The sequence below is a fragment of the Massilia sp. UBA6681 genome (genome assembly GCF_002454935.1).
Lineage (GTDB): Bacteria > Pseudomonadota > Gammaproteobacteria > Burkholderiales > Burkholderiaceae_D > Telluria > Telluria varians.
The window spans coordinates 24,381-50,077 of sequence record NZ_DKJX01000039.1 but is presented as its reverse complement, the minus strand read 5'-3'; the positions used below and the strand labels follow the sequence as shown (position 1 = coordinate 50,077).

The 25,697-nt window shown below is 65.1% G+C and carries 19 protein-coding genes; 10 read left to right on the top strand and 9 right to left on the bottom strand.

What is annotated here, in order from left to right:
• Nucleotides 1-346: 346 nt before the first annotated feature.
• Both B2R83_RS05320 and B2R83_RS05315 read left to right on the top strand, forming a co-directional pair.
• Nucleotides 347-1,714, top strand: coding sequence for a choice-of-anchor Q domain-containing protein (locus tag B2R83_RS05320; RefSeq protein WP_292038851.1), 1,368 nt, complete (start codon nt 347-349; stop codon nt 1,712-1,714).
• Between the two features lie 499 nt (nt 1,715-2,213).
• Complete coding sequence (locus tag B2R83_RS05315; RefSeq protein ID WP_292038849.1) at nt 2,214-3,581, top strand: choice-of-anchor Q domain-containing protein; 1,368 nt, start codon at nt 2,214-2,216, stop codon at nt 3,579-3,581.
• Between the two features lie 82 nt (nt 3,582-3,663).
• Here B2R83_RS05315 and B2R83_RS05310 read toward each other — a convergent pair whose 3' ends face one another.
• Nucleotides 3,664-4,968, bottom strand: coding sequence for a replication-associated recombination protein A (locus tag B2R83_RS05310; protein WP_292038848.1), 1,305 nt, complete (start codon nt 4,966-4,968; stop codon nt 3,664-3,666).
• Nucleotides 4,969-5,113: 145 nt separating this feature from the next.
• Here B2R83_RS05310 and B2R83_RS05305 point away from each other — a divergent pair, with 145 nt between their 5' ends.
• Nucleotides 5,114-5,662, top strand: a complete 549-nt coding sequence (locus B2R83_RS05305; protein WP_292038847.1) for a hypothetical protein — start codon at nt 5,114-5,116, stop codon at nt 5,660-5,662.
• 1 nt (nt 5,663) lies between these two features.
• Here the strand turns inward: B2R83_RS05305 and B2R83_RS05300 are convergent, their stop codons facing one another.
• From B2R83_RS05300 to B2R83_RS05290, 3 genes are all read right to left on the bottom strand, one after another.
• Nucleotides 5,664-6,599, bottom strand: a complete 936-nt coding sequence (locus B2R83_RS05300; RefSeq protein ID WP_292038846.1) for an NADP-dependent oxidoreductase — start codon at nt 6,597-6,599, stop codon at nt 5,664-5,666.
• A gap of 80 nt (nt 6,600-6,679) precedes the next feature.
• A complete protein-coding gene (gene lolA / locus B2R83_RS05295) occupies nt 6,680-7,315 on the bottom strand; it encodes an outer membrane lipoprotein chaperone LolA (RefSeq protein WP_292038845.1) in 636 nt (211 codons plus the stop codon).
• An 87-nt stretch (nt 7,316-7,402) separates the two neighbouring features.
• Complete coding sequence (locus B2R83_RS05290) at nt 7,403-9,883, bottom strand: DNA translocase FtsK (RefSeq protein ID WP_209588531.1); 2,481 nt, start codon at nt 9,881-9,883, stop codon at nt 7,403-7,405.
• Nucleotides 9,884-10,089: 206 nt separating this feature from the next.
• Here B2R83_RS05290 and trxB point away from each other — a divergent pair, with 206 nt between their 5' ends.
• The 4 genes from trxB (at nt 10,090) to B2R83_RS05270 (ending at nt 14,704) form a co-directional block, all read left to right on the top strand.
• Nucleotides 10,090-11,055: a thioredoxin-disulfide reductase gene (gene trxB, locus B2R83_RS05285; RefSeq protein WP_209588532.1), complete on the top strand. Its 966-nt coding sequence runs from the start codon at nt 10,090-10,092 to the stop codon at nt 11,053-11,055.
• A gap of 15 nt (nt 11,056-11,070) precedes the next feature.
• Nucleotides 11,071-11,739: a Smr/MutS family protein gene (locus B2R83_RS05280; protein WP_292038842.1), complete on the top strand. Its 669-nt coding sequence runs from the start codon at nt 11,071-11,073 to the stop codon at nt 11,737-11,739.
• A 137-nt stretch (nt 11,740-11,876) separates the two neighbouring features.
• Nucleotides 11,877-14,033: an ATP-binding protein gene (locus tag B2R83_RS05275; RefSeq protein WP_292038857.1), complete on the top strand. Its 2,157-nt coding sequence runs from the start codon at nt 11,877-11,879 to the stop codon at nt 14,031-14,033.
• A gap of 65 nt (nt 14,034-14,098) precedes the next feature.
• On the top strand, nt 14,099-14,704 hold the full coding sequence (locus tag B2R83_RS05270) for a trimeric intracellular cation channel family protein (protein ID WP_027866030.1): 606 nt from the start codon (nt 14,099-14,101) through the stop codon (nt 14,702-14,704).
• On the opposite strand, the gene B2R83_RS05265 is transcribed toward B2R83_RS05270, so the two are convergent.
• The 4 genes from B2R83_RS05265 to B2R83_RS05250 all read right to left on the bottom strand — a co-directional run bounded on the left by B2R83_RS05265 (nt 14,701) and on the right by B2R83_RS05250 (nt 20,441).
• The gene (locus B2R83_RS05265) at nt 14,701-16,365 is read right to left on the bottom strand and encodes an ATP-binding protein (protein ID WP_292038841.1); all 1,665 of its coding nucleotides are present in this window, start codon (nt 16,363-16,365) and stop codon (nt 14,701-14,703) included. The two genes, B2R83_RS05270 and B2R83_RS05265, sit on opposite strands and share 4 nt — an antisense overlap.
• Nucleotides 16,358-17,836, bottom strand: coding sequence for an ATPase domain-containing protein (locus tag B2R83_RS05260; RefSeq protein ID WP_036211333.1), 1,479 nt, complete (start codon nt 17,834-17,836; stop codon nt 16,358-16,360). The genes B2R83_RS05265 and B2R83_RS05260 overlap by 8 nt, the downstream gene beginning before the upstream one ends.
• A gap of 189 nt (nt 17,837-18,025) precedes the next feature.
• The gene (locus tag B2R83_RS05255; RefSeq protein WP_027866032.1) at nt 18,026-18,364 is read right to left on the bottom strand and encodes a P-II family nitrogen regulator; all 339 of its coding nucleotides are present in this window, start codon (nt 18,362-18,364) and stop codon (nt 18,026-18,028) included.
• Nucleotides 18,365-18,392: 28 nt separating this feature from the next.
• Nucleotides 18,393-20,441, bottom strand: coding sequence for an NAD(+) synthase (locus B2R83_RS05250; RefSeq protein ID WP_292038854.1), 2,049 nt, complete (start codon nt 20,439-20,441; stop codon nt 18,393-18,395).
• 51 nt (nt 20,442-20,492) lie between these two features.
• Between B2R83_RS05250 and B2R83_RS05245 the strand changes: the two genes are divergently transcribed.
• Together B2R83_RS05245 and B2R83_RS05240 are read left to right on the top strand one after the other, a co-directional pair.
• Nucleotides 20,493-21,632 carry a GNAT family N-acetyltransferase gene (locus B2R83_RS05245; RefSeq protein ID WP_292038840.1) on the top strand — a complete coding sequence of 380 codons (1,140 nt, stop codon included), beginning with the start codon at nt 20,493-20,495 and terminating at the stop codon, nt 21,630-21,632.
• A gap of 63 nt (nt 21,633-21,695) precedes the next feature.
• Nucleotides 21,696-22,082 carry a response regulator gene (locus B2R83_RS05240; protein ID WP_051306468.1) on the top strand — a complete coding sequence of 129 codons (387 nt, stop codon included), beginning with the start codon at nt 21,696-21,698 and terminating at the stop codon, nt 22,080-22,082.
• Nucleotides 22,083-22,103: 21 nt separating this feature from the next.
• Here B2R83_RS05240 and B2R83_RS05235 read toward each other — a convergent pair whose 3' ends face one another.
• A complete protein-coding gene (locus tag B2R83_RS05235) occupies nt 22,104-23,015 on the bottom strand; it encodes a LysR family transcriptional regulator (RefSeq protein WP_036211342.1) in 912 nt (303 codons plus the stop codon).
• Nucleotides 23,016-23,287: 272 nt separating this feature from the next.
• On the opposite strand from B2R83_RS05235, the gene B2R83_RS05230 reads away from it, so the two are divergent.
• Nucleotides 23,288-25,579 carry a TonB-dependent receptor gene (locus B2R83_RS05230; protein WP_292038835.1) on the top strand — a complete coding sequence of 764 codons (2,292 nt, stop codon included), beginning with the start codon at nt 23,288-23,290 and terminating at the stop codon, nt 25,577-25,579.
• Nucleotides 25,580-25,697 lie beyond the last annotated feature (118 nt).

Genomic DNA, 25,697 nt, shown 5'->3' with positions numbered 1-25,697 from the left:
CAATTTGCTCAACAAAGCCCTTATCAACACTGAGCGCTTCGCCGTCCTCATCCATATAGCCTGGCTTGTCGTGCGCCTCCTGGCGCCTACAGAAGCTTCCCAAATGCTGATTTGCGGCAGCTTCCTGCATGCTGAATGTCGCAACGCGCGCGACATTTAGCGAACGAGCATTTTTGAATAGCTTTTTCCAAATAAATTAAATCTTTCGCATCGGTTTTTCTTTCCGATCTGAAAGAGTATTTACGGAATTGTTATCGCCGGAAAATTTTTCTCCAAAAAAATTGAACTCCCGCAGTTTCCTACTCTCAAAGGTTCGCTTTCACTTTTTTGAGAAGGAAACTCGCTAATGAAAAACGTAGTCAACTTTGCTTCGAATGCCCGTGTCAACGCAATCCTCTGCTGCAGCGCCGCGGTCCTGCTGACCGCTATTGGCGGCAACGCCTACGCCGCTGACAAGGCCACGGCATCCGAAGCGACTGTTGCCGCGGCGACGAGCTCGGTCGACCAGGTCACCGAACTCTATCGTACCCTGCTCGGTCGCGAGCCGGACACCGCCGGCCTCGCCTACTGGGTTGGCCTCGTCAACAACGGCCTACCGCTGGACAGCGTGCGCGTGGCCCTGATGAGCACCGAGGAATACACCAACCGCACGGTGTCCGCGGCCACCGCCTCGTCCTACCACCTGTACGTGGCCACCACCGGTTCGGACTCGAACCCGGGTACCCAGGCGCGTCCGTTCAAGACCATCAACAAGGCCGCCTCGGTCGCCAAGGCGAGCACCACCGTGCACGTGGCGCCGGGCACCTATAACGGCAACGTCTCGACCAAACTCAGCGGCACCTCGACCGGCTTGATCCGTTTCGTGTCGGATACCAAGTGGGGCGCCAAGATCGTCGGCAGCGGCAAGGAAGTCATGTGGCTGAACAACGGCAGCTACGTCGAGATCAACGGCTTCGACATCAGCGGCCCGGGCCGCCTGGGCATCCAGAACATGGGCTCGAACACGCTGGTGACGAATAACCGCGTCCACCACATCACGCTCTCGGGCGGTTGCACGGGCTCCGGCGGCGCCGGCATCGTCAACGCCAACTACAGCAGCTCGGCCGGCAGCATCATCGGCAACGTGGTGCACGACATCGGCAAGCCGGGCGGCTGCAACGGCGTTCAGGGTATCTACTCGTCCAACAAGGGCAGCAAGATCATGAACAACATCGTCTACCGCGCCTCGGCCTACGGCATCCACCTGTGGCACGCCGCGACCGACTCGACCATCGCCAACAACACCGTGTTCGCCAACGGTTCGAGCGGCATGGGCGGTGGCATCGTCACCGGCGTGGGCGACAAGCCGGGCAACATCCAGCTGAAGAACACGATGGTCGTCAACAACATCGTGTACAAGAACCCGCGCCAGGGAATTTCGCAGTACTGCTACTCGGGCCAGAGCTGCATCGGTTCGGGCAACGTCACCGCGAACAACCTGGTCTACGGCAACGGCTCGGCCATCTCGCTGCGCGTCGGCAGCGCGACCGGCACGATCAGCGCCGATCCGAAGTTCGTCAGCTACAACCCGACCGGCACCGGCGACTATCGCCTGCAGAGCAGCTCGCCGGCCGTGAACAAGGGCACCAAGAACTACGCCCCGACGGACGACATCGTCAATGCGCTGCGTCCGAAAGGCGGCGCATGGGATATCGGCGCCTACGAGAACCACTGATCTCGGAGGCCAGGCGGAGCCGAACGGCTCCGCCACATCCTGCACAGCCCCACGATGGCCAGCCCATCGTGGGGCTTTTTCATTTGCCTTCAGCATCGCGTTTCGACTTGGAGAAGCCGAAAGCTTTCATTTGTCGATCTTCCGTCACCGATACAGGCGGCTTTCTGCTTGCCGATCCACCGGAGCACTTATTCCCGCGCTAACTGAACAGCATCATTTGTTTTCGTTGGGCATCTCACAGCACGCCAATCCCATCCGCTGTTGACTTCCGCTGCTTCTGAAAGGGTTGTTTCGGATATGAAACAGCCTTTATAGAACAATTATTTTCAAATAATTTTTTTTCAAATCAATTAAATGTTCTTTAACTTTTCTAATTCACTCGGGAAATATCTTTTACAGAATTATTACCACAGGAAAAATTTTCTGTAAAAACATTGAACTAATGCAGTTTCCTGCTCTCAAAGTTTCGCTTTCACTTTTTTGAGAAGGAAATACCCTGATGAAAAACGTAGTCAACTTTGCTTCGAATGCCCGCGTTAATGCCGTCCTCTGCTGCAGCGCAGCCTTCCTGCTGACCGCTATCGGCGGCAACGCCTACGCCGCTGACAACGCCACGGCATCCGAAGCGACTGTTGCCGCGGCGACGAGCTCGGTCAACCAGGTCACCGAACTCTATCGTACCCTGCTCGGCCGCGAGCCCGACACCGCCGGCCTCGCCTATTGGGTTGGCCTCGTCAACAACGGCCTGCCGCTGGACAGCGTGCGCGTTGCCCTGATGAGCAGCCAGGAATACCAGAACCGCACCGCGTCGACGGCCGACACCTCGTCCTACCACCTGTACGTGGCCACCACCGGTTCGGACTCGAACCCGGGTACCAAGGCACGTCCGTTCAAGACCATCAACAAGGCCGCCTCGGTCGCCAAGGCGAGCACCACCGTGCACGTGGCGCCGGGCACCTATAACGGCAACGTCTCGACCAAACTCAGCGGCACCTCGAGCGCCCGCATCCGCTTCGTGTCCGACACCAAGTGGGGCGCCAAGATCGTCGGCAGCGGCAAGGAAGTCATGTGGCTGAACAACGGCAGCTATGTCGAGATCAACGGCTTCGATATCAGCGGCCCGGGCCGCCTGGGTATCCAGAACATGGGTTCGAACACGCTGGTGACCAATAACCGCGTCCACCACATCACCGTGTCGGGCGGTTGCACAGGTTCCGGCGGCGCCGGCATCGTCAACGCCAGCTACACCAGCTCGGCCGGCGACATCATCGGCAACGTGGTGCACGACATCGGCAAGCCGGGCGGCTGCAATGGTGTTCAGGGGATCTACTCGTCCAACAAGGGCAGCAAGATCATGAACAACATCGTCTACCGCGCCTCGGCCTACGGCATCCACCTGTGGCACGCCGCGACCGACTCGACCATCGCCAACAACACCGTGTTCGCCAACGGTTCGAGCGGCATGGGCGGTGGCATCGTCACCGGCGTGGGCGACAAGCCGGGCAACATCCAGCTGAAGAACACGATGGTCGTCAACAACATCGTGTACAAGAACCCGCGCCAGGGAATTTCGCAGTACTGCTACTCGGGCCAGAGCTGCATCGGTTCGGGCAACGTCACCGCGAACAACCTGGTCTACGGCAACGGCTCGGCCATCTCGCTGCGCGTCGGCAGCGCGACCGGCACCATCAACGCCGATCCGAAGTTCGTCAGCTACAACCCGTCCGGCACCGGCGACTATCGCCTGCAGAGCAGCTCGCCGGCCGTGAACAAGGGCACCAAGGCGTCCGCCCCGACGGTCGACATCGCGGGCGCGCTGCGTCCGAAAGGCGGCGCATGGGATATCGGCGCCTACGAGAACTACTGATCTCGGAGGCCAGGCGGGGCCGAACGGCTCCGCCACATCCTGCACAGCCCCACGATGGCCAGTCCATCGTGGGGCTTTTTCGTCAGGAGCCGCCCGCCTCGTCGTCGAGATTGCGCAGGAAGGCGAGCTTCTCGGCGATCTTCGATTCCACCCCGCGCGGCACCGGCCGGTACCAGCCCGGTTCGCGTATTCCCTCCGGCAGGTAGGTCTCGCCCGCCGCATAGGCATGCGGCTCGTCGTGGGCATAGCGGTAGGCGTGGCCGTAGCCGAGTTCCTTCATCAATTTCGTCGGCGCGTTGCGCAGGTGGACCGGGACCTCGCGCGACTTGTCCTTCTTGACGAAGGCCATCGCCTCGTTGAAGGCGTTGTAGCCGGCATTGCTCTTGGCGGCGATCGCCAGGTAGATCACGGCCTGGCCGAGGGCCAGCTCGCCTTCGGGCGAACCGAGGCGCTCATAGGTCGTGGCGGCATCGTTGGCGATCTGCAGCGCGCGCGGGTCGGCCAGTCCGATGTCTTCCCAGGCCATGCGCACGATGCGGCGCGACAGGTACTTGGCGTCGGCGCCGCCATCGAGCATGCGGCACAGCCAGTACAGGGCCGCGTCCGGGTGCGAGCCGCGCACCGACTTGTGCAGGGCCGAGATCTGGTCGTAGAAGTTGTCGCCGCCCTTGTCGAAGCGGCGCGCATTCAGCGTCAGCGCGTTCTCGACGAACTCCGCGGTGATGCGGGTGACGCCGGCCGTCTCGGCCGAGGTCTTGGTCTGTTCCAGCAGGTTGAGGAAGCGGCGCGCGTCGCCGTCGGCGTAGCCGACCAGGGTGTCGACCGCGACCTCGTCGAAGCTCAGGTGCTGCAGCACGCGCTCCTGGGCGCGCTTGAGAAGCTGGCGCATCTCGTCGTCGCTCAGGGCCTTGAGCACGTAGACCTGGGAGCGCGACAGCAGCGCCGAGTTGACCTCGAACGAGGGGTTCTCGGTGGTGGCGCCGATCAGGGTCACCAGGCCCGATTCCACGAAGGGCAGCAAGGCGTCCTGCTGCGACTTGTTGAAGCGGTGGATCTCGTCGATGAACAGGATGGTGTGCTTGCCCTGCTGCAGGTAGTGCTCGGCCTGTTCGACGGCGGCGCGGATATCCTTCACCCCCGAGAGCACCGCCGACAACGCGATGAACTCGCAGTCGAAGGCGTAGGCGGTCAGGCGCGCCAGCGTGGTCTTGCCCACGCCGGGCGGGCCCCACAGGATCATCGAGTGCGGCTTGCCCGACTTGAACACCAGGTTCAGCGGCTTGCCCGGGCCGAGCAGGTGGCTCTGGCCGATGACTTCGTCGATGGTGCGCGGCCGCAGGGCTTCGGCCAGCGGCGGCGAGGGTTCGGTCTTGAAGAGGTCATCCATGATGCGCTCCCGGGACGCTCGAGGGAAATGCGAAATGTTGCGGAGTGTTGTGCATGTGTCTAGTGTAGCCGATGCAGGCGGCAGAGGCAGTCTGCACGGGCCGGCCCTGTCCTATAATTCCCCGTTTCCATGCCGGAGCCGCCCCATGACACATCCCGCGCCCGTCCTGATGATCCAGGACGTCTGGTTCAGGTGGACCAAGGCCTCGCGCGCCGCCGCCGATGCCGGGCCGCGGCTGGCCGTGCCGCGCGTGCACCGCCTGCCCATCCTGAGCGGCGAGGCCACGGTCCGCCACGAGGTGGCAGCGCTGGAAGAGCATGGTTTCGAAGCGCGCCACCTGGTGCGCCGCATGGACGACCCGGCCTGGGCCCACGACCGCCCTGCCCGCCCGGACAACCTGAAGGCCTGGCGCGTGGGCGAAGGATTTGCCGTATCCCTGTTCCGGCCGTGGGACAGCATGCTGACCACCAGGTGGCCGGCCTGGCTGGCTTCGCCCCTGTTCGATGGCGGGCTGGGCGGTGCGGTCCGGATCGACTGGAACGCGCGCTTTCGCGCCTCGGTCTGCGGTTCGAACCGTTCCTATTTTTATGAGGAACACACGGTCTGGGTGACCCTGCAGGCCGCGCCGACGGATTCCAGCTTCCTGGCGCTCGCACCGAGCAAGCACATCAACCTGCGCACCACGATCTACTGAATCAAGGCTTGCCGACGTAGAGCACGATCTTGCCGACCGCCCTGCCGCTTTCGCTCAGGGCATGGGCTTGCGCGATGTCTTCCAGTGCGAACTCGGCGCCGACGATCGGCCGCAGGCGGCCGCCGTCGACCATCCCGGCCAGCTTGTCGAGCACCGGCGCATTCGGCCCGATGAAGACGAAGCCGCCGCGCACGCCCATCGCGGCCGCCCTGGCCTCGTCCGGCGGACTGATGATCGACACCTGGATGCCGCCCGGCTTCAACAGCGACCACGAAGCTTCCTGCACCTCGCCGCCGATGGTGTCGAACACGGCGTCCACCGGCTCGACCGCTTCAAGCAGCGTGGTTGTCGTGTAGTCGACGAACTGGTCGACGCCCAGCGACTCCACCAGCGCGCGGTTGCGGCCGGATGCGGTGGCGACGACGGTGGCCCCGGCCGCCTTCACCAGCTGGATCGCCAGCGAACCGACGCCGCCCGAGCCTGCGTGGACCAGCACGCGCTGCCCTGCGCGGACCCGGGCGGTGTCCATCATCGCCTCCCAGGCGGTGATCCCGGCCAGCGGCAATGAAGCTGCTTCGACGTGCGAAATGGTACGCGGCTTGCGCGCGCATTCGCCGGCGCGGATCGCGACGAACTCGGCATAGGTGCCGTTGCGCGCCAGGTCGGGCCGCGAGTAGACCGCGTCGCCCACCTGCCACTGCGTGACCTGGCTGCCCACCGCCGCCACCACGCCGGAGACGTCCCAGCCGAGGGTCAGCGGCATCTGGTGCGGCATCATCTGGGCCAGGTAGCCGGCGCGGACCTTCCAGTCGACCGGGTTGATCGAGGCCGCCACCACCCGCACCAGCACCTCATCCGGGGCGATGTCGGGGACGGGAATCTCGTCGAGGGAGAGGACCTCGCGTCCTCCGTACTGATGGATGCGTACTGCCTTCATTGGGCGCTCCTTTTGCCTGCCGTTGGTCGTGAAGACCGATTGTACGGAAGGCTGTCGGGCGGAGCGCCCGGCAGCGGGATTTACTGGTTGACGACGTCGGCGCCCTTCGGCACCTCGAATTTGAACTGCTGGGCGCCCAGCGCCGGGTTGCGCTGGAAGTTGGTGAACTTCAGCAGCGAGACCTGGCCGAACTGGTCCTTCAGCTCCATCGCCACCGGCACGCCGCCCTTCAGGCCGATGCCGATCTGCTCGAAGGTGGTGTCCTTGGTCTTCGGCACCGCGGTCAGCCATTCGGCGCCGTCACGCTCGCCGGCGTCAAGCAGGGTGAAGTTCTTCTCCAGGTCATTGCTGCCGAACAGGATGGCGGCCGGCGACGAACCCAGGGCGTTGCCCAGCTTGCGGGTGCTGACCTGGTTCAGGTCCTTGTCGTAGATATAAAGCGTTTCGCCGTCGGCCTGCAGCAGCTGTTCATAGGGCTTCTGGTAGGTCCAGATGAACTTGCCTGGGCGGGCGAACACAAACGTGCCGCTCGAAACCGGGGCGGCCTTGCCGCTCTTGGACTTGGTCAGCTGCTGCTGGGTGAACTCCCCCTTGGCGGACTTGGTGGTGGCGACGAAGCTCTTGAACTGGTCGAGGGCGGCGGCGCCGGCGTTGGCCGACAGGGCGAACGCGGTCGTTGCGATGAGTGCTGCGAAACGGGTGGTCGTGAATTTCATATGGATTCCTCTTGTTGTGGTCCGCCGCCCATCGTTGACCGCGTGGGCGGGAGGACCCGCCCACCCTACAACAGCGGATAGGCGCGGTTATTCGGCGGTCGTCGCCGGCACGAGGATGTCGCGGTTGCCGTTCGACTGCATCGGCGACACCAGGCCGCTCTGTTCCATTTGCTCGATCAGGCGGGCCGCGCGGTTGTAGCCGATGCGCAGGTGGCGCTGGACCAGCGAGATCGAGGCCTTGCGGTTCTTGAGCACCACGGCCACGGCCTGGTCGTAGAGCGCGTCGGATTCGCCGCCGCCCTCGCCCGCCGGGATGCCCTCGGCGTTACCCTCTTCCAACGTGCCGCCTTCGAGAATGCCTTCAATATAGTTCGGTTCACCGAGCGACTGGAGATGTTTTACAACTCGATGCACTTCGTCGTCCGACACGAAGGCGCCGTGCACGCGGATCGGCAGGCCGGTCCCCGGCGGCATGTACAGCATGTCGCCCATGCCCAGCAGCGTTTCCGCGCCCATCTGGTCGAGAATGGTGCGCGAGTCGATCTTCGACGAGACCTGGAAGGCGATGCGGGTCGGGATGTTCGCCTTGATCAGGCCGGTGATCACGTCCACCGACGGACGCTGGGTGGCCAGGATCAGGTGGATGCCGGCCGCACGCGCCTTCTGGGCGATACGGGCGATCAGTTCTTCCACCTTCTTACCCACGACCATCATCAGGTCGGCCAGTTCGTCGATGATGATGACGATGGTCGGCAGCTTCTCGAGCGGCTCGGGATTGTCCGGCATGATCGAGAACGGATTCGGGATGTGCTCCTCGCGCTTGGCCGCTTCCACGATCTTGCCGTTGTAGCCGGCCAGGTTACGCACGCCCAGCTTCGACATCAATTTGTAGCGGCGCTCCATCTCGTTCACTGCCCAGTTCAGGGCGTGACCGGCCTGGCGCATGTCGGTCACGACCGGCGCCAGCAGGTGCGGGATGCCTTCGTACACCGACATCTCCAGCATCTTCGGGTCGATCAGGATCAGGCGCACATCAAGCGGGTCGGATTTGTAGAGCAGCGACAGGATGGTCGCGTTGATGCCCACCGATTTACCCGAACCGGTGGTACCCGCCACCAGGAGGTGCGGCATCTTGGCCAGGTCGGCGCAGACTGGTTTACCGGCGATGTCCTTGCCCAGGGCCACCGTCAGCGCAGAGGCACTGTCGCCATAGACCTTGGAACCGACGATCTCCGACAGGCGCACGATCTGGCGCTTCGGGTTCGGCAGCTCGAGCGCCATGTAGTTCTTGCCCGGAATGGTCTCGACCACGCGGATCGAGGTCAGGGAGAGCGAACGCGCGAGGTCGCGCGCCAGGTTGACGATCTGGCTGCCCTTCACGCCGGTGGCCGGCTCGATCTCGTAGCGGGTGACCACCGGGCCCGGATAGGCGGCCACGACCTTGGCTTCGACGCCGAAGTCGGACAGCTTCTTCTCGATCAGGCGGCTGGTGAATTCCAGGGTCTCGACCGCCACCGTCTCTTGCGCCGGCGGAGCTTCGTCCAGCAGCGCCAGCGGCGGCAGGCCGCCGTCGCCCGCCAGCTCGTGGAACAGCGGCGTCTGCATTTCCTTCTGGGCGCGCTCGGACTTCGGCACGCTGGTCATCTGCGGCTCGATCTTGATGGTCGAGGCCGCGCTGGCCACCGGCGACGGGGCCGCGGGCGGCATGGCGAGCGAGGACGGCGTCGACGGCGGCAGGATCACGGGCTCGGCGCGCGGCTCCAGCGCCGGCTCGGCCTTGACGATCGGCGGCGGGGCCGGATGCTTTTCGGTGTACTTCTGGCGCTCGTTGACCACCAGCTCGTCGCGCTTGACGGCGGCGGCTTCGCCCTGCTTGCGGTCTTCGTGGTCTTCCATGCGCATGCGGAACCAGTCGATCGTGTTTTCGACCGACTCGCCGATGCGCTCGGCCACGGCCAGCCAGGACACCTGGAAGAACAGCGAGAAGCCCAGGCCGAACAGCAGCAGGAGCAGCAGGGTCGCGCCGGTGAAACCGAAGGCGACGTGGGCCGAATGGCCGATCAGCTGGCCCAGCACCCCGCCGGCGGCGCGCGGCAGCTCGACGTTCCAGGTCCACAGGCGCAGGTACTCCAGGCCCAGGCTGCCGGCCAGCATGATGGCGAAGCCGGTCCAGCGCACGTACATCTCGCCGGCATGAAGCGGTTCGTCGCCCACCGGGGCCAGCTTGTCGGTCAGGCGGCGCCAGCCCTTCCAGACCCCGCGCAGGAAGATCACGCCCCACCACCAGGCCGAGAAACCGAAGATGAACAGCAGCAGGTCGGACAGCCAGGCCCCGGCCTTGCCGCCCAGGTTGGCGATCCTGGGGACGGAATTGGCGTGCGACCAGCCCGGATCGCCCTTGTTATAGCTTAATAAAATAAGCACGAAATACAGGAAGGCGACGGCCATGGCGATCCAGCGCGCTTCCGACAGGAGGCGCGACAGCCGGCCAGGCAGGGGCTGGCGGGCGCGTGTGGATTGCGCAGTGCGGGTGTATCCAGAAGTGCTGGCTTGGCTGTTCTTGCTCATTGCTTGTACTACGAAAGTGACATGGAAAGCGAAACAGAAGTGTTCGCTATCGACAATCCGCCCATTCTAAGCCATATACGGCTGGGCTGGCCTACGATTCATGCTCGAGTGCATCATCGTCTATAATCTTGTGTTGCAAACCGAGCCTTGATCTTTCTAAAGGCCGCCCCCAGTTTCCGCTTGTTCATCTCTTATTGAAGCCTCCCATGACTACTACCAAACACGCCAAAGTCCTGATTCTCGGTTCCGGTCCTGCCGGCTACAGCGCCGCGGTGTACGCCGCGCGCGCTAACCTGAGCCCGATGCTGGTCACCGGCGTCGAACAGGGCGGCCAGCTGATGACCACGACCGACGTCGAGAACTGGCCGGGCGACCCGCTGGGCGTGCAGGGTCCGGAGCTGATGCAGCGCCTGCTGCAGCATGCGGAGCGCTTCAACACCGAGATCGTGTTCGACCACATCCACACCACCTTCCTGAACGAGAAGCCGATCCGCCTGGTCGGCGACAGCAACGAATACACCTGCGACGCGCTGATCATCGCCACCGGCGCCTCGGCCCAGTACCTCGGCCTGCCGTCGGAACAGGCGTTCATGGGCAGGGGCGTGTCGGCCTGCGCCACCTGCGACGGTTTCTTCTATCGCAACCAGGAAGTCGCGGTGATCGGCGGCGGCAATACCGCGGTCGAGGAAGCCCTGTACCTGGCCGGCATCGCCTCCAAGGTCACCTTGATCCACCGCCGCGACAAGTTCCGCGCCGAACCGATCCTGGTCGATCGCCTGATGCACAAGGTCCAGGAAGGCAAGATCGTGCTCGAACTGAACCACACCCTGGACGAGGTACTGGGCGACAACAGCGGCGTGACCGGCCTGCGCATCAAGTCCACCGAGACCGGCGCAGCCAAGGACATCGCCGTGCACGGCCTGTTCGTGGCGATCGGCCACAAGCCGAACACCGGCATCTTCGAAGGCCAGCTGGACATGCAGAACGGCTACATCAAGACCCGCTCGGGTACCGAGGGCATGGCGACCGCCACCAGCGTGCCGGGCGTGTTCGCCGCCGGCGACGTGCAGGACCACGTGTACCGCCAGGCGATCACCAGCTCGGGCACCGGCTGCATGGCCGCGCTCGACGCGCAGCGTTATCTCGAAGCGCTGGAAGACGATCCTAAATAAGCAAGTAGCGCTACGATGGCGGGCATGAAGGATTTTTCCGAGTTAAAGGGCTTGCGCGACAAGCTCAAGGAAGACGAGCGCCTGCGCGCCATCGAGAAGGCCGAGCGCGAGAAGCGCGAGCGGATCGCGAAGGAGCGCGCCGTGGAGTTCCGCGGCGCGATGGAGGGCGTGACCAAGATTCCCGAATCGGACCGCTACGTATACCGTCCGGTGTACGTGGCCTCCGACCGCGCCTTCAAGGACCGCACCCCGCTCACCGAGGAAGAGGAAATCGAAGCGGTGCTGCGCGAGTCGCTGTCCGACGAGTTCGACGTCGACGGCCTGCTCGACGAAGACCCGTCGCTGAGCTACGCCCAACCGGGCGTCGGGCCGGACGTCGTGAAAAAGCTGCGCAAGCGCCACTTGCCCGTGCAGGACGAGCTCGACCTGCATGGCCTGAACCGCGATGGGGCGCGCGACGCCCTCACCGACTTCCTCCACCGCGCCAACCGCCGCGGCGTGCGTTGCGTGCGCATCGTCCATGGCATCGGCTACGGCTCGCCGCAGGGCCAGCCGGTTCTGCGCGGGATCGTGCACAGCTGGCTGGTGCAAAAAAGCGAAGTAGTAGCCTTCTGCGTTGCAGGTAAGAAAGATGGCGGACACGGGGCCCTGATCGTCCTGCTGCGCCCCGCCTTGCTCGAGTGAACGGCCGCACGGAATGCAACATGGACACAACAATATGATGTGTCCATATGTATTACCTGTAAAATGCGCTCACGGACATTTGACGAATTTGACGAGAAGGGAATGGTGGCGAATTGAAGGGTACTTCCGTGATTCCCATGGAGCACGGCCGCCAGGTCGACCTGCTGAACTGCGCCGACGAGCCGATCCACATTCCAGGCTCGATCCAGCCCCACGGCGCCCTCCTTTTCTTCACTGCCGACGGCGCGCTGGAAGGCTGGAGCGCCAACGCGCCGGCCATGCTCGGCCTCACGCCCGAGCTCGGCGCTCCCTATGCCTCGCTCGACCTGCCGCCCGCCGCGCTCGAATTGCTGGTCGAGTACATCGGACCGGGCGAGCCTGAAGTCACTCCTTCGATGGTTCCGGTCTGTATCGGCGGCGCCGACTTCGACTGCGTCGTTCATGCCGCCCTCGGCCGGGTGACTGCCGAATTCGAACAGCGTGAGGCGAGCGCCGACGAGGTGGCCCTGTTCGCGGTGAAGGCGCATGCCTCGATCGACCGCCTGCGCCGCCAGAAAACCATCGAAGGCCTGCTGTCGATCGCGGTGGAGCAGATCCGCGAGATCACCGGATTCGACCGCGTGATGGCCTACCGCTTCCGCCCGGACGACAGCGGCGACGTGGTGGCCGAAGCCCGGCGCGAGGATATCGTGCCCTACCTCGGACAGCGCTACCCGGCCTCGGACATCCCGGCCCAGGCACGCCGCCTGTATGTGCTGAACACGCTGCGTTCGATCATCGACGTCAACGACACCATGGTGCCGCTGCTGGGCGCGCCGGATGCGCTGCCGCTCGACATGAGCCATGCCGTGCTGCGCAGCGTCTCGCCGATCCACATCGAATACCTGAAGAACATGGGTGTCGGCGCCTCGATGAGCGTGTCGATCGTCATCAACAACCGGCTGTGGGGGCTGATCGCCTGCCACCACATGTCGCGCAAGCTGGTGCCCTATTCGATCCGCATGGCCTGCGACGTGCTGGCCCAGGTGATGGCCTCGACCATCCACAGCATCGAGTCGCGCCTGGAAACCGGGATGATCGAGCGCGCGGCCTCGACCCGCACCAAGCTGGTCGAAGACCTGCTGCTGGAAGACGATCCGCTCGAGACCTTCGGCCGCTTCTCCGACGCCATCCTGGAGGCGACCCAGGCGCAGGCCCAGGTCACCAGCTACTACCACAAGGTGCAGGTGCGGGGCGATGTGCCGTACGAACTGGCCGAGGCCATCGTCGCCTCGCTGCCCGAGGGCGCGCACGATTTGGTGGTGCGCGAAAAGCTGGACGACTGGCCGGAAGCGATCCGCGACCGGCTCGGCAAGTGGGTCGGCCTGCTGGCCCTGCCTTTCGATCCGGCCGCGAACGGCTGGAACGTGGTGCTGCGGGTCGAGCAGATCGAGCAGGTCGCCTGGGGCGGCCGTCCGGAGAAGACCACGGCCTTCGGCCCGCTCGGCGAGCGCCTGACGCCGCGCGGCTCGTTCGACGCCTGGTACCAGACGGTGCGCGGCCATGCGCATCCGTGGGAATCGACCATCCTCGCCAACTCGCGCCTGACCCTGGCCGAACTGGTGCGCGTGATGAACTCGCGCCGCGCCCAGACTGAAGCCACGCGGGCCCAGCTGCTGGCCATGCTCGGCCACGACCTGCGCGACCCGCTCCATTCGATCAACATGGCCGGCATGGTGCTCGAGAAGGGCAACAGCCAGCCGACCCTGGGCAAGCGCATCCAGTCCTCCACCAGCCGCATGCAGCGCATGATCACGCAGGTGCTGGACATGAGCCGCATCGACGGCGGCCTGGGCCTGGGCGTGGCGCTCGAGCCGGTCGACCTGACGGCCCTGGTGGAAGACCTGATCGACGAAGCGCGCCTGGCCTATCCGACCATCCCCTTCCAGCTGGCCTGCGACGAGCAGGCGATGGTCAATGCCGACAGCGGAAGGATGGGACAGGTGCTGTCCAACCTGCTGAGCAATGCGCGCCACCATGGCGAGGTGGGCAAGCCGGTGCGCGTCTGCGTCCGGGTCGACGGCAAGGAAGCGGTGGTCGATGTCAGCAATGCGGGCGCCCCGATCCCGCCGGAACTGGTGGCAACCTTGTTCAACCCCTTCAAGCGCGCCTCGCTGAACAACCCGCGCAACCGCACGGGCATGGGGCTGGGACTGTACATCGCGCAGCAGATCGTACGCGAGCACCATGGCGACATCGCCTACCGCCACGATGGGAACGAGGTCATCTTCTCAGTAAGGCTCCCGCTGTTATAAGGTCGGCGTTCGTAAATGCAGAGCGGCATGGTAGTCTAGCAACACTGTCCGCTCTTCATTACCGCATGACCCTCATCAAGTTCATCGAAATCATGGCGATCCTGGTCGGCGCCTTCTCCGGCTTCATCGAAGCGCGGCGCAAGCGCATGGACCTGGTGGGCGTCTTCACGGTGGCGTTCATCACCGCTTTCGGCGGCGGTACCCTGCGCGACATCCTGCTCGACCGCCGGCCGCTGTTCTGGGTCATCCACCAGGAATACGCGATCCTGATCTTCGTGCTGGCCCTGGTGGCGTCTCCCCTGATCCGCACCCTGCGCCAGATCGTCTCGGAACGCCTGATCGTGATCGCCGACGCGGTGGGCCTGGGCCTGTTCTCGATAGCCGGGGTATCCGCCGCGCTGGCGGCCGACATGCCGATCTTCATCGCCTCGATGATGGGTGTGATCACCGGGATCTTCGGCGGGGTGCTGCGCGACATCGTCTGCAACGAAGTGCCGATGGTGTTCCGCGACGGGAAGCCCTACGCGATCTGCGCCTTCCTGGGGAACTGGCTGTACCTCATGATGCGCCACTATGGCGTGGAGCCGGATTTCGCCCTGTGGACCAGCGCGCTGTTCATCAGCGGGCTGCGCTTGATCACCTGGAAGTTCGATCTGCAGATGGGGCGCTAAGCGCTCCTTTCCCCTCGCGCCAACAGGCGCGCCAGTGCCCTGCGCAATTCTTCCTGCGTATAAGGCTTGGCCAATACGCTGACGTCCAGCCCGTGCAGGCGCTCGGGCGCGACCACATAGCCGCTGGCCAGCAGCACAGGCAGCTTCGGGTGCTGCGTGCGGAGGTGATGCGCCAGGCCGATGCCGTCCATGGCCCCCGGCATGACGACGTCGGAGAACACCAGGTCGAAGCGCTCCAGTGGATGCCGCAGCGCGTCCTGGGCGTCGCGTGCCAGCGTGGCTTCGCAGCCGAGGTTGGCGAGCAACTCCAGGGTCGCGTCGGCGACCGCCGCATCGTCCTCGACATACAGCACGCGGGCGCCCGCCACCAGGGGCGGCGAGGTGGCGCCGTCCTCCTTCTCCTGCCTCCTGGCGGCCCTGCTGCGCGGCAGCAGGATCGATACCGCCGTCCCTTGCGCCGAGCTGTCGATCCAGGCCGTGCCGCCTGATTGCTTGGCAAAACCGTACACCTGGCTCAGACCCAGACCGGTCCCGGCGCCGACCGGCTTGGTCGTGAAGAAGGGATCGAAGGCCTGGCGCACCACCTCGGGCGGCATGCCGGTGCCGGTATCACGCACACTCAGCCAGACGAAGTCGCCGCTCAGTTCCAGCTGGGGCAAGCCCGGCGACGGCAGGCTGAGATTGCGGGCGTGGATGGTGACCGCGCCGCCGTCCGGCATCGCGTCCTTGGCGTTGACGGCCAGGTTGAGCAGCGCCACCTCGAGCTGGGTCAGGTCGGCATCGGCCAGCCACAGGCCGGGTTCCACCTCCAAGGTCAGCGCAATCCGTTCGCGCAGGGACTGCTGCAGCAAGTCCTGCATCTCCTCGAGCTGGCGTGCGATGTCGAGCGCGCCGCCGCTCAATGCCTGGCGCCGGCCGAAGGCCAGCAGCTGGTGGGTCAGCTTGGCGCCGCGCGAGGCCGCGCGCTGGATTGCATGCAGGGCGCGCTGCCAGCGTTCGCTGCCCGGCTCGACCAGCGGCAGCAGGGTCGTCGAGCCCTGGATCACCTGCAGCAGGTTGTTGAAGTCATGGGCCACGCCGCCGGTGAGCCGCCCGATCGCTTCCAGCTTGCGCGCCTCGTTCAGGGCGCTTTCGACGCGCTTGCGGGTTTCAGTCTCGGCGACCAGTTCGGCGGTGCGTTCCAGCACCCGCTGCTCCAGCAGCGTCGCCGCGCCCGACAGGGTCTGCATCTGGTCGCGCACCGTGTACTGCCAGGCGCGTGCCCGGCAGGCGGCATCGAAGGCGGTGCGCAGGACGTTGGCGGAACCCGGCCGTCCCAACACCGTGAGGTTCGCGAACTGGCGCAGGAAGCTCCATTGCAGGTGCGAGCCACCGCTGCCCGCCTGGGCGCTGAGCACGATCAGCGGCATGTCCGACCAGGCGGGCTGGCCCTGCAGGGCAGCGGCCAGCGGCGTCGCGTGCGTCTCCAGGGCGTCGTCGGTGAGCAGCAGCAGCCAGACGCCGGGGTCCTCCACCGCGGCGACCAGCTGCGCCCCGTCGGCACAGGGCCGGGCCTGCGCGCCCCACTCCGCCAGCAGGCCGGCCAGCGCCTGTTCGTCGTAGCCGAAAGGCGCGCAGATCGCGGCGACCACGCTGGCGCCGGGCTTGCGCGGGTCAGTCATGTTGCACCGGCGGCGGGTCGGAATCCTCCTGCGCGGCGCGCGGCACGCCGGTCAGCACGCCCTCGAAGCCGCCCAGTTGCGGGCCGACCGCGACGCCGGCACTGGTCAGGGAAAACTCGCGGATGCTGCTTTCATGGCGGCCCGGCCGCTTCTTGACGATCGAGATCGCCTTGCGGACCTCGCCCTCGGCCTCGAAGTAGCGCATCAGGATCACGGTGTCGCTGATGAAGGCGATGTCGAGCGGGTCTCCCACGTTTTCCAGCAGGCCGCTCTGGCCCACGACCAGGATCGACAGCACGCCCTGGTGCGACAGGTAGCTGAGCAGCTCGTGCATCTGCAGCATCAGCGCCTTCTCCTCGTGCATGGTCTCAAGGTAGGAATTCAGGCTGTCGATCACGACCACGGCCGCGCCATGGTCCTCCACCTGGCGCCGCACCTTCCAGATGAATTCCCCCGGGGAGATGCGCGAGGGATTGATGCGTTCCCAGTAGATGGTGCCGTTGTTGATGGCATCGGCGGCGCGCATCGACAGGCCGTTGGCCCGGTCGATCAGGGTTTCCCTCGACTCGTCGAAGGCGAAATAGGCGACGTGCTCGCGGCGCTCGGCCGCCACGTTGGCGTACTGCAGGGCCAGCGAGGACTTGCCGACGCCCGTGGGGCCGAGGATCATCACCGAGGTGCCGCGCATCAGGCCGCCGCCCAGCATCGTGTCCAGGGCCGGGACTTCGCTGGTGATCGTGTCGCGGATGCGTTCGCCCTTGTGCTCGTCCGCGATCAGGCTGGGAAACACGAACACCTCGCGCTCGGTGATGGCGAAGTCGTGCCAGCCGCTCTGGAACTCGGCGCCGCGCATCTTGACCACCCGCAGGCGCCGGCGCGCGGCGCCGAATTCGCGCTCGCGCTGCTCCAGCGTGATCACGCCGTGCACCGTGCCCTGCAGGTCGTACTGGCGCGGCTCGTCGGTCAGGTCGTCCATCAAGAGCGTGGTGCAGTTCTGCCCCAGCAGGAAGCGCTTCAGGGCGACGATCTGGCGCCGGTAGCGCATCGGGTCATCGGCGACCATGCGCAGTTCCGACATCGAGTCGATCACCACCCGCCTTGGCGCCTCTTCCTGCACCGCCTCGGTGATCGCCGAGATGGTCTGGCCCAGTTCGACTTCCGACGGGAACAGCACGCTTTGCTGGCGCCCGAGCTGGGCTTCCGCCGGCACGACTTCGCGCAGTCCGATGCCGTCCAGCGACCAGCCATGGCTGGCCGCGGTGGCGCGCAGTTCCTCCACCGTCTCGGACAGCGAGATATACAGGCACTTCTCGCCCTTTTCCGCGCCGTCGATCAGGAAGCGCAGGCCGATGGTGGTCTTGCCGGAGCCGGGACGGCCCTCGATCAGGTGGATACGCTGTTTCGGCAAGCCGCCGCGCAAGACCATGTCGAGTTCGGGGATGCCGGTATGGATTTTTTCCAGGTCGCTCATGTTGTTCTCTCTAGGCTTGTTGGAAGAGCGAGCTACACGCACACATGCCAATTAGACAATTTTTATGCATGATAGCTCAGCTCAGCCTGCGCTCGAATAGCAGGCTGGCTTCTCATGAAGCAAGAATAGGACTACAACTGATGAGCTTGGGAAACGCCGGATACCAGCCGCGAAGCTGGAAGCGCCGGCTTAGACGGCGTCGGGACCGGTCTCGCCGGTGCGGATGCGGATCACCTGCTCCACGTTCTGCACGAAGATCTTGCCGTCGCCGATCTTGCCGGTGCGGGCCGCCTTGATGATGGCGTCGACCACCTGGTCGGCCATGCCGTCGTCGACCACCACCTCGATCTTCACCTTCGGCAGGAAGTCCACCACGTACTCGGCGCCGCGATACAGCTCGGTGTGGCCCTTCTGGCGGCCGAAGCCCTTCACTTCGGTCACGGTCAGGCCGGTGACGTTCACTTCGGCCAGCGCCTCGCGCACTTCGTCCAGCTTGAAGGGTTTGATCACGCAGGTAATCTGTTTCATGTTCTTGTCTCTCTCGTAAAAACAGGGATTAGTCAGGGATGTTCTTGAGGTCGTCCATCCACACGGTGGCCTCGGAATCCGACGGTGCGCGCCAGTCGCCGCGCGGGGACAGCGAGCCGCCGTTGCCGACCTTCGGCCCGTTCGGCACGCAGGTGCGCTTGAACTGGCTGGTCTTGAAGAATCGCCACAGGAAAATGCCGAGGTTCTTCTTGATCGCACCCAGCCCGTACTCGTTGCGCACGTTGGCCGCGCTCGGCCACCTGCCCTGCTCGCGGTCGTGCCAGGCGCTCCAGGAAAGGAAGGCCACCTTGCTCGGCTTGAGGCCGTAGCGCAGCGTGTAGTACAGGTTGAAGTCCTGCAGCTCGTAGGGGCCGATGGTGTCCTCGGTGATCTGTGCCGGCTTGCCGTCCTTGTCTCCTCCGGGCACCAGCTCGGGGCTGATCTCGGTGTCGAGGATCTTGAGCAGCACGTCGGCGCCATTGTCGACCACCGCGCCGGTCTCGGCCACCCAGCGCACCAGGTAGGAGATCAGGGTCTTGGGCACGCTGGCATTGACGTTGTAGTGCGACATGTGGTCGCCCACGCCGTAGGTGCACCAGCCCAGCGCCAGTTCGGACAGGTCGCCGGTGCCGATCACGATCCCGTTGTGGAAGTTCGCCAGGCGGAACAGGTGGTTGGTGCGCTCGCCGGCCTGCACGTTCTCGAAGGTGATGTCGTATTCCGCCTTGCCCTCCACGTAGGGGTGGCCGAGGTCCTTGAGCATCTGGATGCAGCTCGGGCGGATGTCGATCAGCTGGGCGCTGCAGCCCACCGCCGCCATCAGGTCGTTGGCCTGCTTGAGCGTGCGTTCGCTGGTGGCGAAGCCCGGCATCGTATAGGCGAGGATGTTGGTGCGCGGCAGGCCAAGGCGGTCCATGGCCTTGGCGCAGACCAGCAGCGCATGGGTCGAGTCCAGCCCGCCGGAAACGCCGATCACCACCTTCTTGATGCCGGTGCTCGACAGGCGCTGGATCAGGGCCTGCACCTGGATGTTGTAGACTTCAAGGCAGCGCTCGTCGCGGCGCGCCACGTCGGCCGGCACGTAGGGGAAGCGTTCGATCGTACGCGCCAACGGCATGTCGCGCTCCAGGGGCAGCTCGAGCGTGAACTGTACCAGGCGGAACTTCGCTACTTCTTCAGCATGGCGGCGCACCGATTGCGCGAAGGTGGTCGCATGCATGCGCTCGTTCGACAGGCGATCGAGGTCGACGTCGGCGAAGATCACGTGCGAGTCGTCGCTGAAGCGTTCCGATTCCGCCAGCAGCTCGCCCTTTTCGTAGATGAGCGACTGCCCGTCCCAGGCCATGTCGTTGGTCGACTCGCCGCGCCCGGCCGAGGTGTACAGATAGGCGGCCAGGCAGCGCGCCGACTGCTGGCTCACCAGCTGGTGGCGGTAGCCGCTCTTGCCCACCACGACGTTCGAGGCCGACAGGTTGACCAGCACCGTGGCGCCGGCCATCGCGGCGAACGAGGACGGGGGAATCGGCACCCACACGTCTTCGCAGATCTCGACGTGGAACCGGAACAGGGGCAGGTTCTCGATCTCGAACAGCAGGTTCGCACCAAAAGGCACGCTTGCGCCGAACAGGTCGATTCGCTCCACCGCCGCGCAATCGGCCGCACTGAACTGCCGGGATTCGTAAAACTCGCCATAATTAGGCAGGAAACTCTTGGGCACCACGCCCAGCACCCGGCCACCCGCAACGACGGCGGCGCAATTGAAGAGCTGGTGGTTGACCTTGAGCGGCAGGCCGACGACCAGCGCCACCGGCAGCGCCTTCGAAGCCTCGATGATCTTCGCCAGGCCATCGAGGCAGCCGTCGAGCAGGGCGCGCTGGTGGAACAGGTCTTCGCAGCTGTAGGCCGACAGTCCCAGCTCGGGGAAGGCCACCAGCACGGCGCCTTCGTCGGCGGCCTGGCGGGCCAGCGCCAAGGTCTGCTCGACGTTGAAGGCCGGGTCGGCGATGCGGCAGCGCGGGATGGCCACGGCGACGCGGGCGAAGTGGTGCGTGTAGAGATTGAAGAATTGCTTGTTCATTGGTGAGACTTTCGCGAAGTCGTCGCTCATCAATTCGTTAGGGATGTCATTTTGAATTATCGCACGCATATCGTTTCTTCCTTGTCCGAGATTGGCCAGGAACAGTGGGACGCGCTGGTCTCGGCACAGGAAGATCCCAACCCTTTCCTGTCGTATGCCTTCCTGCACGCGCTGCACGAATCGGGCAGCGCGGCGCCCGAGACCGGCTGGCAGCCGCAGTACATCGTCCTCCACGACGGCGAGCAGCTGGCCGCCGCCCTGCCCCTGTACGTCAAAGGCCACTCCTACGGCGAATATGTGTTCGACTGGGCCTGGGCCGACGCCTACCACCGGCACGGGGTCGAGTACTACCCGAAGCTGCTGTCCGCGATTCCGTTCACGCCGGTGGCGGGTCCGCGCCTGATGGCGGTGGACGACGCGGCAAGGGCCGCGCTGGTCGAGGTGCTGGTGGCCACGCAGCGCGCGGCCGAGGTTTCCTCGACCCATGTGCTGTTCCCGCCCGAGGAACAGGCGCGCCAGTTGCAGGAGACAGGCTTCATGCTGCGTAGCGGCGTCCAGTTCCATTGGCTGAACGGGGGATACGGTACTTTCGAAGACTTCCTGGCCACGCTCGAACAGAAGAAGCGCAAGAACATCCGCGCCGAACGGCGAAAGGTGCGCGAGGCTGGCGTGACGATGCGCCGCGTGCGCGGGCGCGATGCGACGGACGCTGACTGGGTCCTGTTCAACCGCTGCTACCGCCACACCTACAAGGCCCACTATTCGACGCCCTACCTGAACCTGGACTTCTTCCGGCGTATCGGCGCGAGCATGCCCGACAACATCCTGCTCGTCCTCGCCTCGCGCGAAGGGCGCGACATCGCGGCGTCGCTGGTGATCCACAACGAGAGCACGCTGTTCGGGCGCTACTGGGGCGAACTGGAACACGTGCCCTGCCTGCACTTCGAGGCGGCCTATTACCAGCCGCTTGAGTTCTGCATCGAACAGGGGATCCAGGCCTTCGAGGGCGGCGCCCAGGGCGAGCACAAGATGGCGCGCGGCTTCCTGCCGACCCGCACCTGGTCGGCGCACTGGCTGGCGCATCCTTCTTTCGCGGATGCGATCGAGCGCTTCCTGGAGCGCGAGCGGGGTGGGATCGACGACTACATGGACGAGCTCAACGAACGCAATCCGTTCCGCCCCGGCCGCTGAGCTCCGGACGATGGAAAAATGTGAAATTTCGACACAATCCTGCGATTCGGGTACTATCCGCGAATGAAAGTATTGATCGTAGATGACCTGCCCCTGGACGCCGAGTTGACGCAACGGGCTCTGCAACGTTGCGACAACGCCTATCAGGTGACGGTGGTCTCGGACGGCGAAGAAGCCTTGAACACGCTGGACCAGACCCGCGACTTCGACGTCATCCTGCTGGACCTGGCCTTGCCCAAGGTCGACGGCTTCGAAGTGCTGAAGGAACTCTCCTCGAAACCCTTCTTGTCCGACATCCCCATCATCGTCCTGTCGAGTTCGCGCAGCGGTTCGGACCAGGTGCGCACCCGCATGCTCGGGGCCTGCGGTTTTGTCGAAAAGGCCCTGGACTTCTCGGCCTTCCACGCCGATCTCGCGCGCACGCTCGAGCGCAATGGACTCACTGCCTGATACGCCCCTGGCGCGGGGCTGTCACGCGCCCGCGTCGTCCGCCACGAACAAGTCCGGATGGCTCTCCGCGCACTCGCGCAGCAGGTTCCACACCACCTTCACCCGGCGCAGGCGGTAAAGGTCGGTCGGCGCCGCCAGCCAGAATGCACGCTCGGCGTGGAAATCCGGCAGCACCCGCACCAGGCGGCCGTTGTCGGGCACCGCATAGGGCGGCGCCATCATCAGGCCCATGCCGAGCGACGCGGCTTCCAGCTGCGCCGTCATGCCCGAGCAGCACATGCGCCGCCGCGGCGTGAAACCCAGCTCGTTCAGGTAGGACAGTTCGCGGCTGGCCAGCCGGTCCTGCACGTAGTCGACGAAGTCGTGGCCGGCCAGGTCGGCCTGGGTGCGGATCGGCGGATGCTTGGCCAGGTAGATCGGCGAGGCATACAGGTAGAAGTGAAAGGAAGCCAGCCGCGTCACCATGTAGCGGCCGGTGGTGGGGGCATCCATCGTGACGCCGAGGTCGGCCTCGCGGTTGGCCAGGTTGGCGAAGCTGGGCAGCGCCAGCAGGTCGATCGACAGGTCGGGATGCTGGGCCAAGAGCCTGGCCAGCAGCGGCGCCACCACCCGCACCCCGAAGACCTCGGGCACGCCGAGCCGTACCACGCCGTGCGCCGCCACCTCGGCCCCGCCGATCTGTTCGGCCGCCGCCAGCGCCGCCCCTTCCATCGCCTCGGCATGCGGCAGCAGCGCGCGCCCGACCTCGGTCAGCTCGTAGCCTTCGCGCGAGCGGTCGAACAGGGTCGAACCGAGCTGGGCTTCCAGCCGGTCGATGCGGCGCGCCACGGTCGTGTGCTCCACTTCCAGCCGGCGCGAAGCGCCCGAGAGGGTGCCGGCGCGCGCCAGCTCCAGGAAGAATCGCAGGTCGGTCCACTCAGGCAGCGTATTCATCGGACGGGTTGTTTGATATCAAGATGACATATTGTGCACTAGTGCACATTCCCCCTGCAATCGTTTGGCGCTTTTCTCATGCGGCAGCGCACAAACGGTGCGCCGCCGGAATCCTCCCTCGTCAACACGCGCACAAGCCTGGTGCGGCGGGCTGTGCATTTTTGCACAAAGGGGTGGGCGATTGTTGACTATCTAACCAAACCGGAGCAAGGCACACTGCTGACCATGCGAAAACCTGAACGCATGCCGCTATCAAAAATTAGGAGACATGAATGCGTCTGACCAAGAACAAACTGAAGCTGCTGAACCCCGCCATCCAGTCGGCCGTCGCCCTGCTCGTCCTCTCGGGCGGCAACGTGGCCTACGCGCAGGAAGCCACCACCGCCCCGCCGGCGGCCAGCGCCGAAGAAGGCGGCGTCAACAAGGTGGTCGTGACCGCCCGCCGCCGCGAAGAAACCCTGCAGGACGTGCCGGTCTCGGTCACCGCCTTCAGCGCCGACCAGCTCTCCAAGGTAGCGACGCCGGACATCACCGCCCTGGCCACCGCGCTGCCGAACACCACCCTGAAAGCCTCGCGCGCCACCAACTCGACCCTGACCGCCTTCATCCGCGGCGTCGGCCAGGCCGACCCGCTGGCCGGCTTCGAGTCCGGCGTCGGCATCTACATCGACGACATTTACCTGGCCAGGCCGCAGGCTGCCGTGGCCGACATCTACGACGTCGAGCGCATCGAAGTGCTGCGCGGCCCGCAGGGCACGCTGTACGGCCGCAACACCATCGGCGGCGCCGTCAAGTACGTCACCCGCAAGCTGGCGCCGCAGACCGACGCGCGCCTGCGCGCCACCATCGGCCAGTACGGCCAGAAGGAAATCGTCGCCACCGCCAGCACCCCGATCTCGGAAACCGCACGCATCGGCGGCACCTTCGCCCGCTTCAAGCGCGACGGCTTCGGCAAGAACCTGACCACCGGCGGCGAGAACTACGACAAGGATGTGACGGCGGCCCGCCTGTCGGCCGAGTTCACCCCGAACCAGGACCTGTTCATCCGCATCGCCGGCGACGTCACCCAGGACGACTCCAGCCCGAAGAACGGCCACCGCCTGATCGTCGGCCGCACCAGCGGCGCTCCGATCCTCTCGAACGTCTTCGACACCCGCGCCAACCTGATGAAGGCGCTCGGCCACGACCAGGAAGTCAAGGCGCACGGCGTATCGGCCACCGTCGAATACACCCTGAATAACGAGTGGACCGTCAAATCGATCACGGCTTCGCGCAAGGACAAGTCCTATGCACCGATCGACTTCGACTCGCTGGCGGTGGTCGACATGGAAGTCCCGGCCCTGTACACCAACAAGCAGTTCAGCCAGGAATTCAACCTCACCTACACCGGCGACCGTCTGCAGGGCGTGGCCGGCATCTACTACATCGACGCCAACGCCTTCAACCACTTCGACACCATCCTGGGCGGCGCGGTCCCGACCTCGACCTACACGATGGGCGACATCGACACCAAGGCCTGGGCAATCTACGCCGACGGCAGCTACAACGTCACCGACGCCTTCAGCGTCTCGCTGGGCGGCCGCTACACCGTCGACAAGCGTGAAGCCGAAGTGCTGCGCCAGATTTACCTGGGCGCGGGCGGCTCCCCGGCCCTGGGCAATGCCGGCGCCATCCTGTTCCGCACCGACACCGACCTGCGCGGCGGCGTCCTGAAGCGCGAAGACAAGAAGTTCACCCCGCGCGTGGCCCTCAACTACAAGCTGAACCAGGACCACAACGTCTACGCGTCCTACTCGGAAGGCTTCAAGGGCGGCGGTTTCGAGCCTCGCCTGAACGTGGTCGGCACCCGCATCCCGATCGCGGTGGCGCAGCGCGGCTACGAGCCGGAAACCATCGAGACCTACGAGCTGGGCCTGAAGTCGGCCTTCAACGGCGGCCGCATCACCACCAACGCCGCGGTGTTCTACAGCGACTACCAGGACGTGCAGATCCCGGGTTCGGTGGCGATCGACACCAACGGCGACGGCAAGGACGACAGCTTCGCCGGCGTGACCACCAATGCCGGCAAGGCCAAGATCAAGGGCGCGGAACTGGAAGCGGTGGCCAACCTCACCCCGAACTTCATGATCGCGGGCATGTACAGCTACATCGACGCCGAGTACAAGGAATACATCTCGGCCGGCGTCAACGTGGCGAGCCAGCGCACCTTCCAAAACACCCCGAAGAACTCGGCCAACCTGCGCTTCAACTACGACATCCCGATGCCGGTCGCAGGCTATGGCGGCAAGCTGTCGCTGATCGGCAGCGCCTCGTACAAAGGCGCCACCGCCCAGTTCGAGACCGCATCGCTGCTGGACCAGGAATCGTACAAGCTGTATGACGCGAGCATCGTCTGGACCCGCACCGACGGCAAGGTCCGCGTCGGCCTGCACGGCAAGAACCTGAGCGACAAGCACTACAAGACCGGCGGCTACCTGTTCCCGACCCTGGGCAACGAAGGCACCCTGACCGCGTTCTACGGCAACCCACGCCAGGTCTCGGCAACGCTCGAGTACCGCTTCTAAACCTTCCACCGAAGTACCCGCAGCATCTCCAGGCAGGCGCCCTCCCGGCGCCGGCCCGGAGGCTTGCCGCCCGAACAAACGCTGCAAAGCGCCCCGAACGAACACAGGATACAAGCCA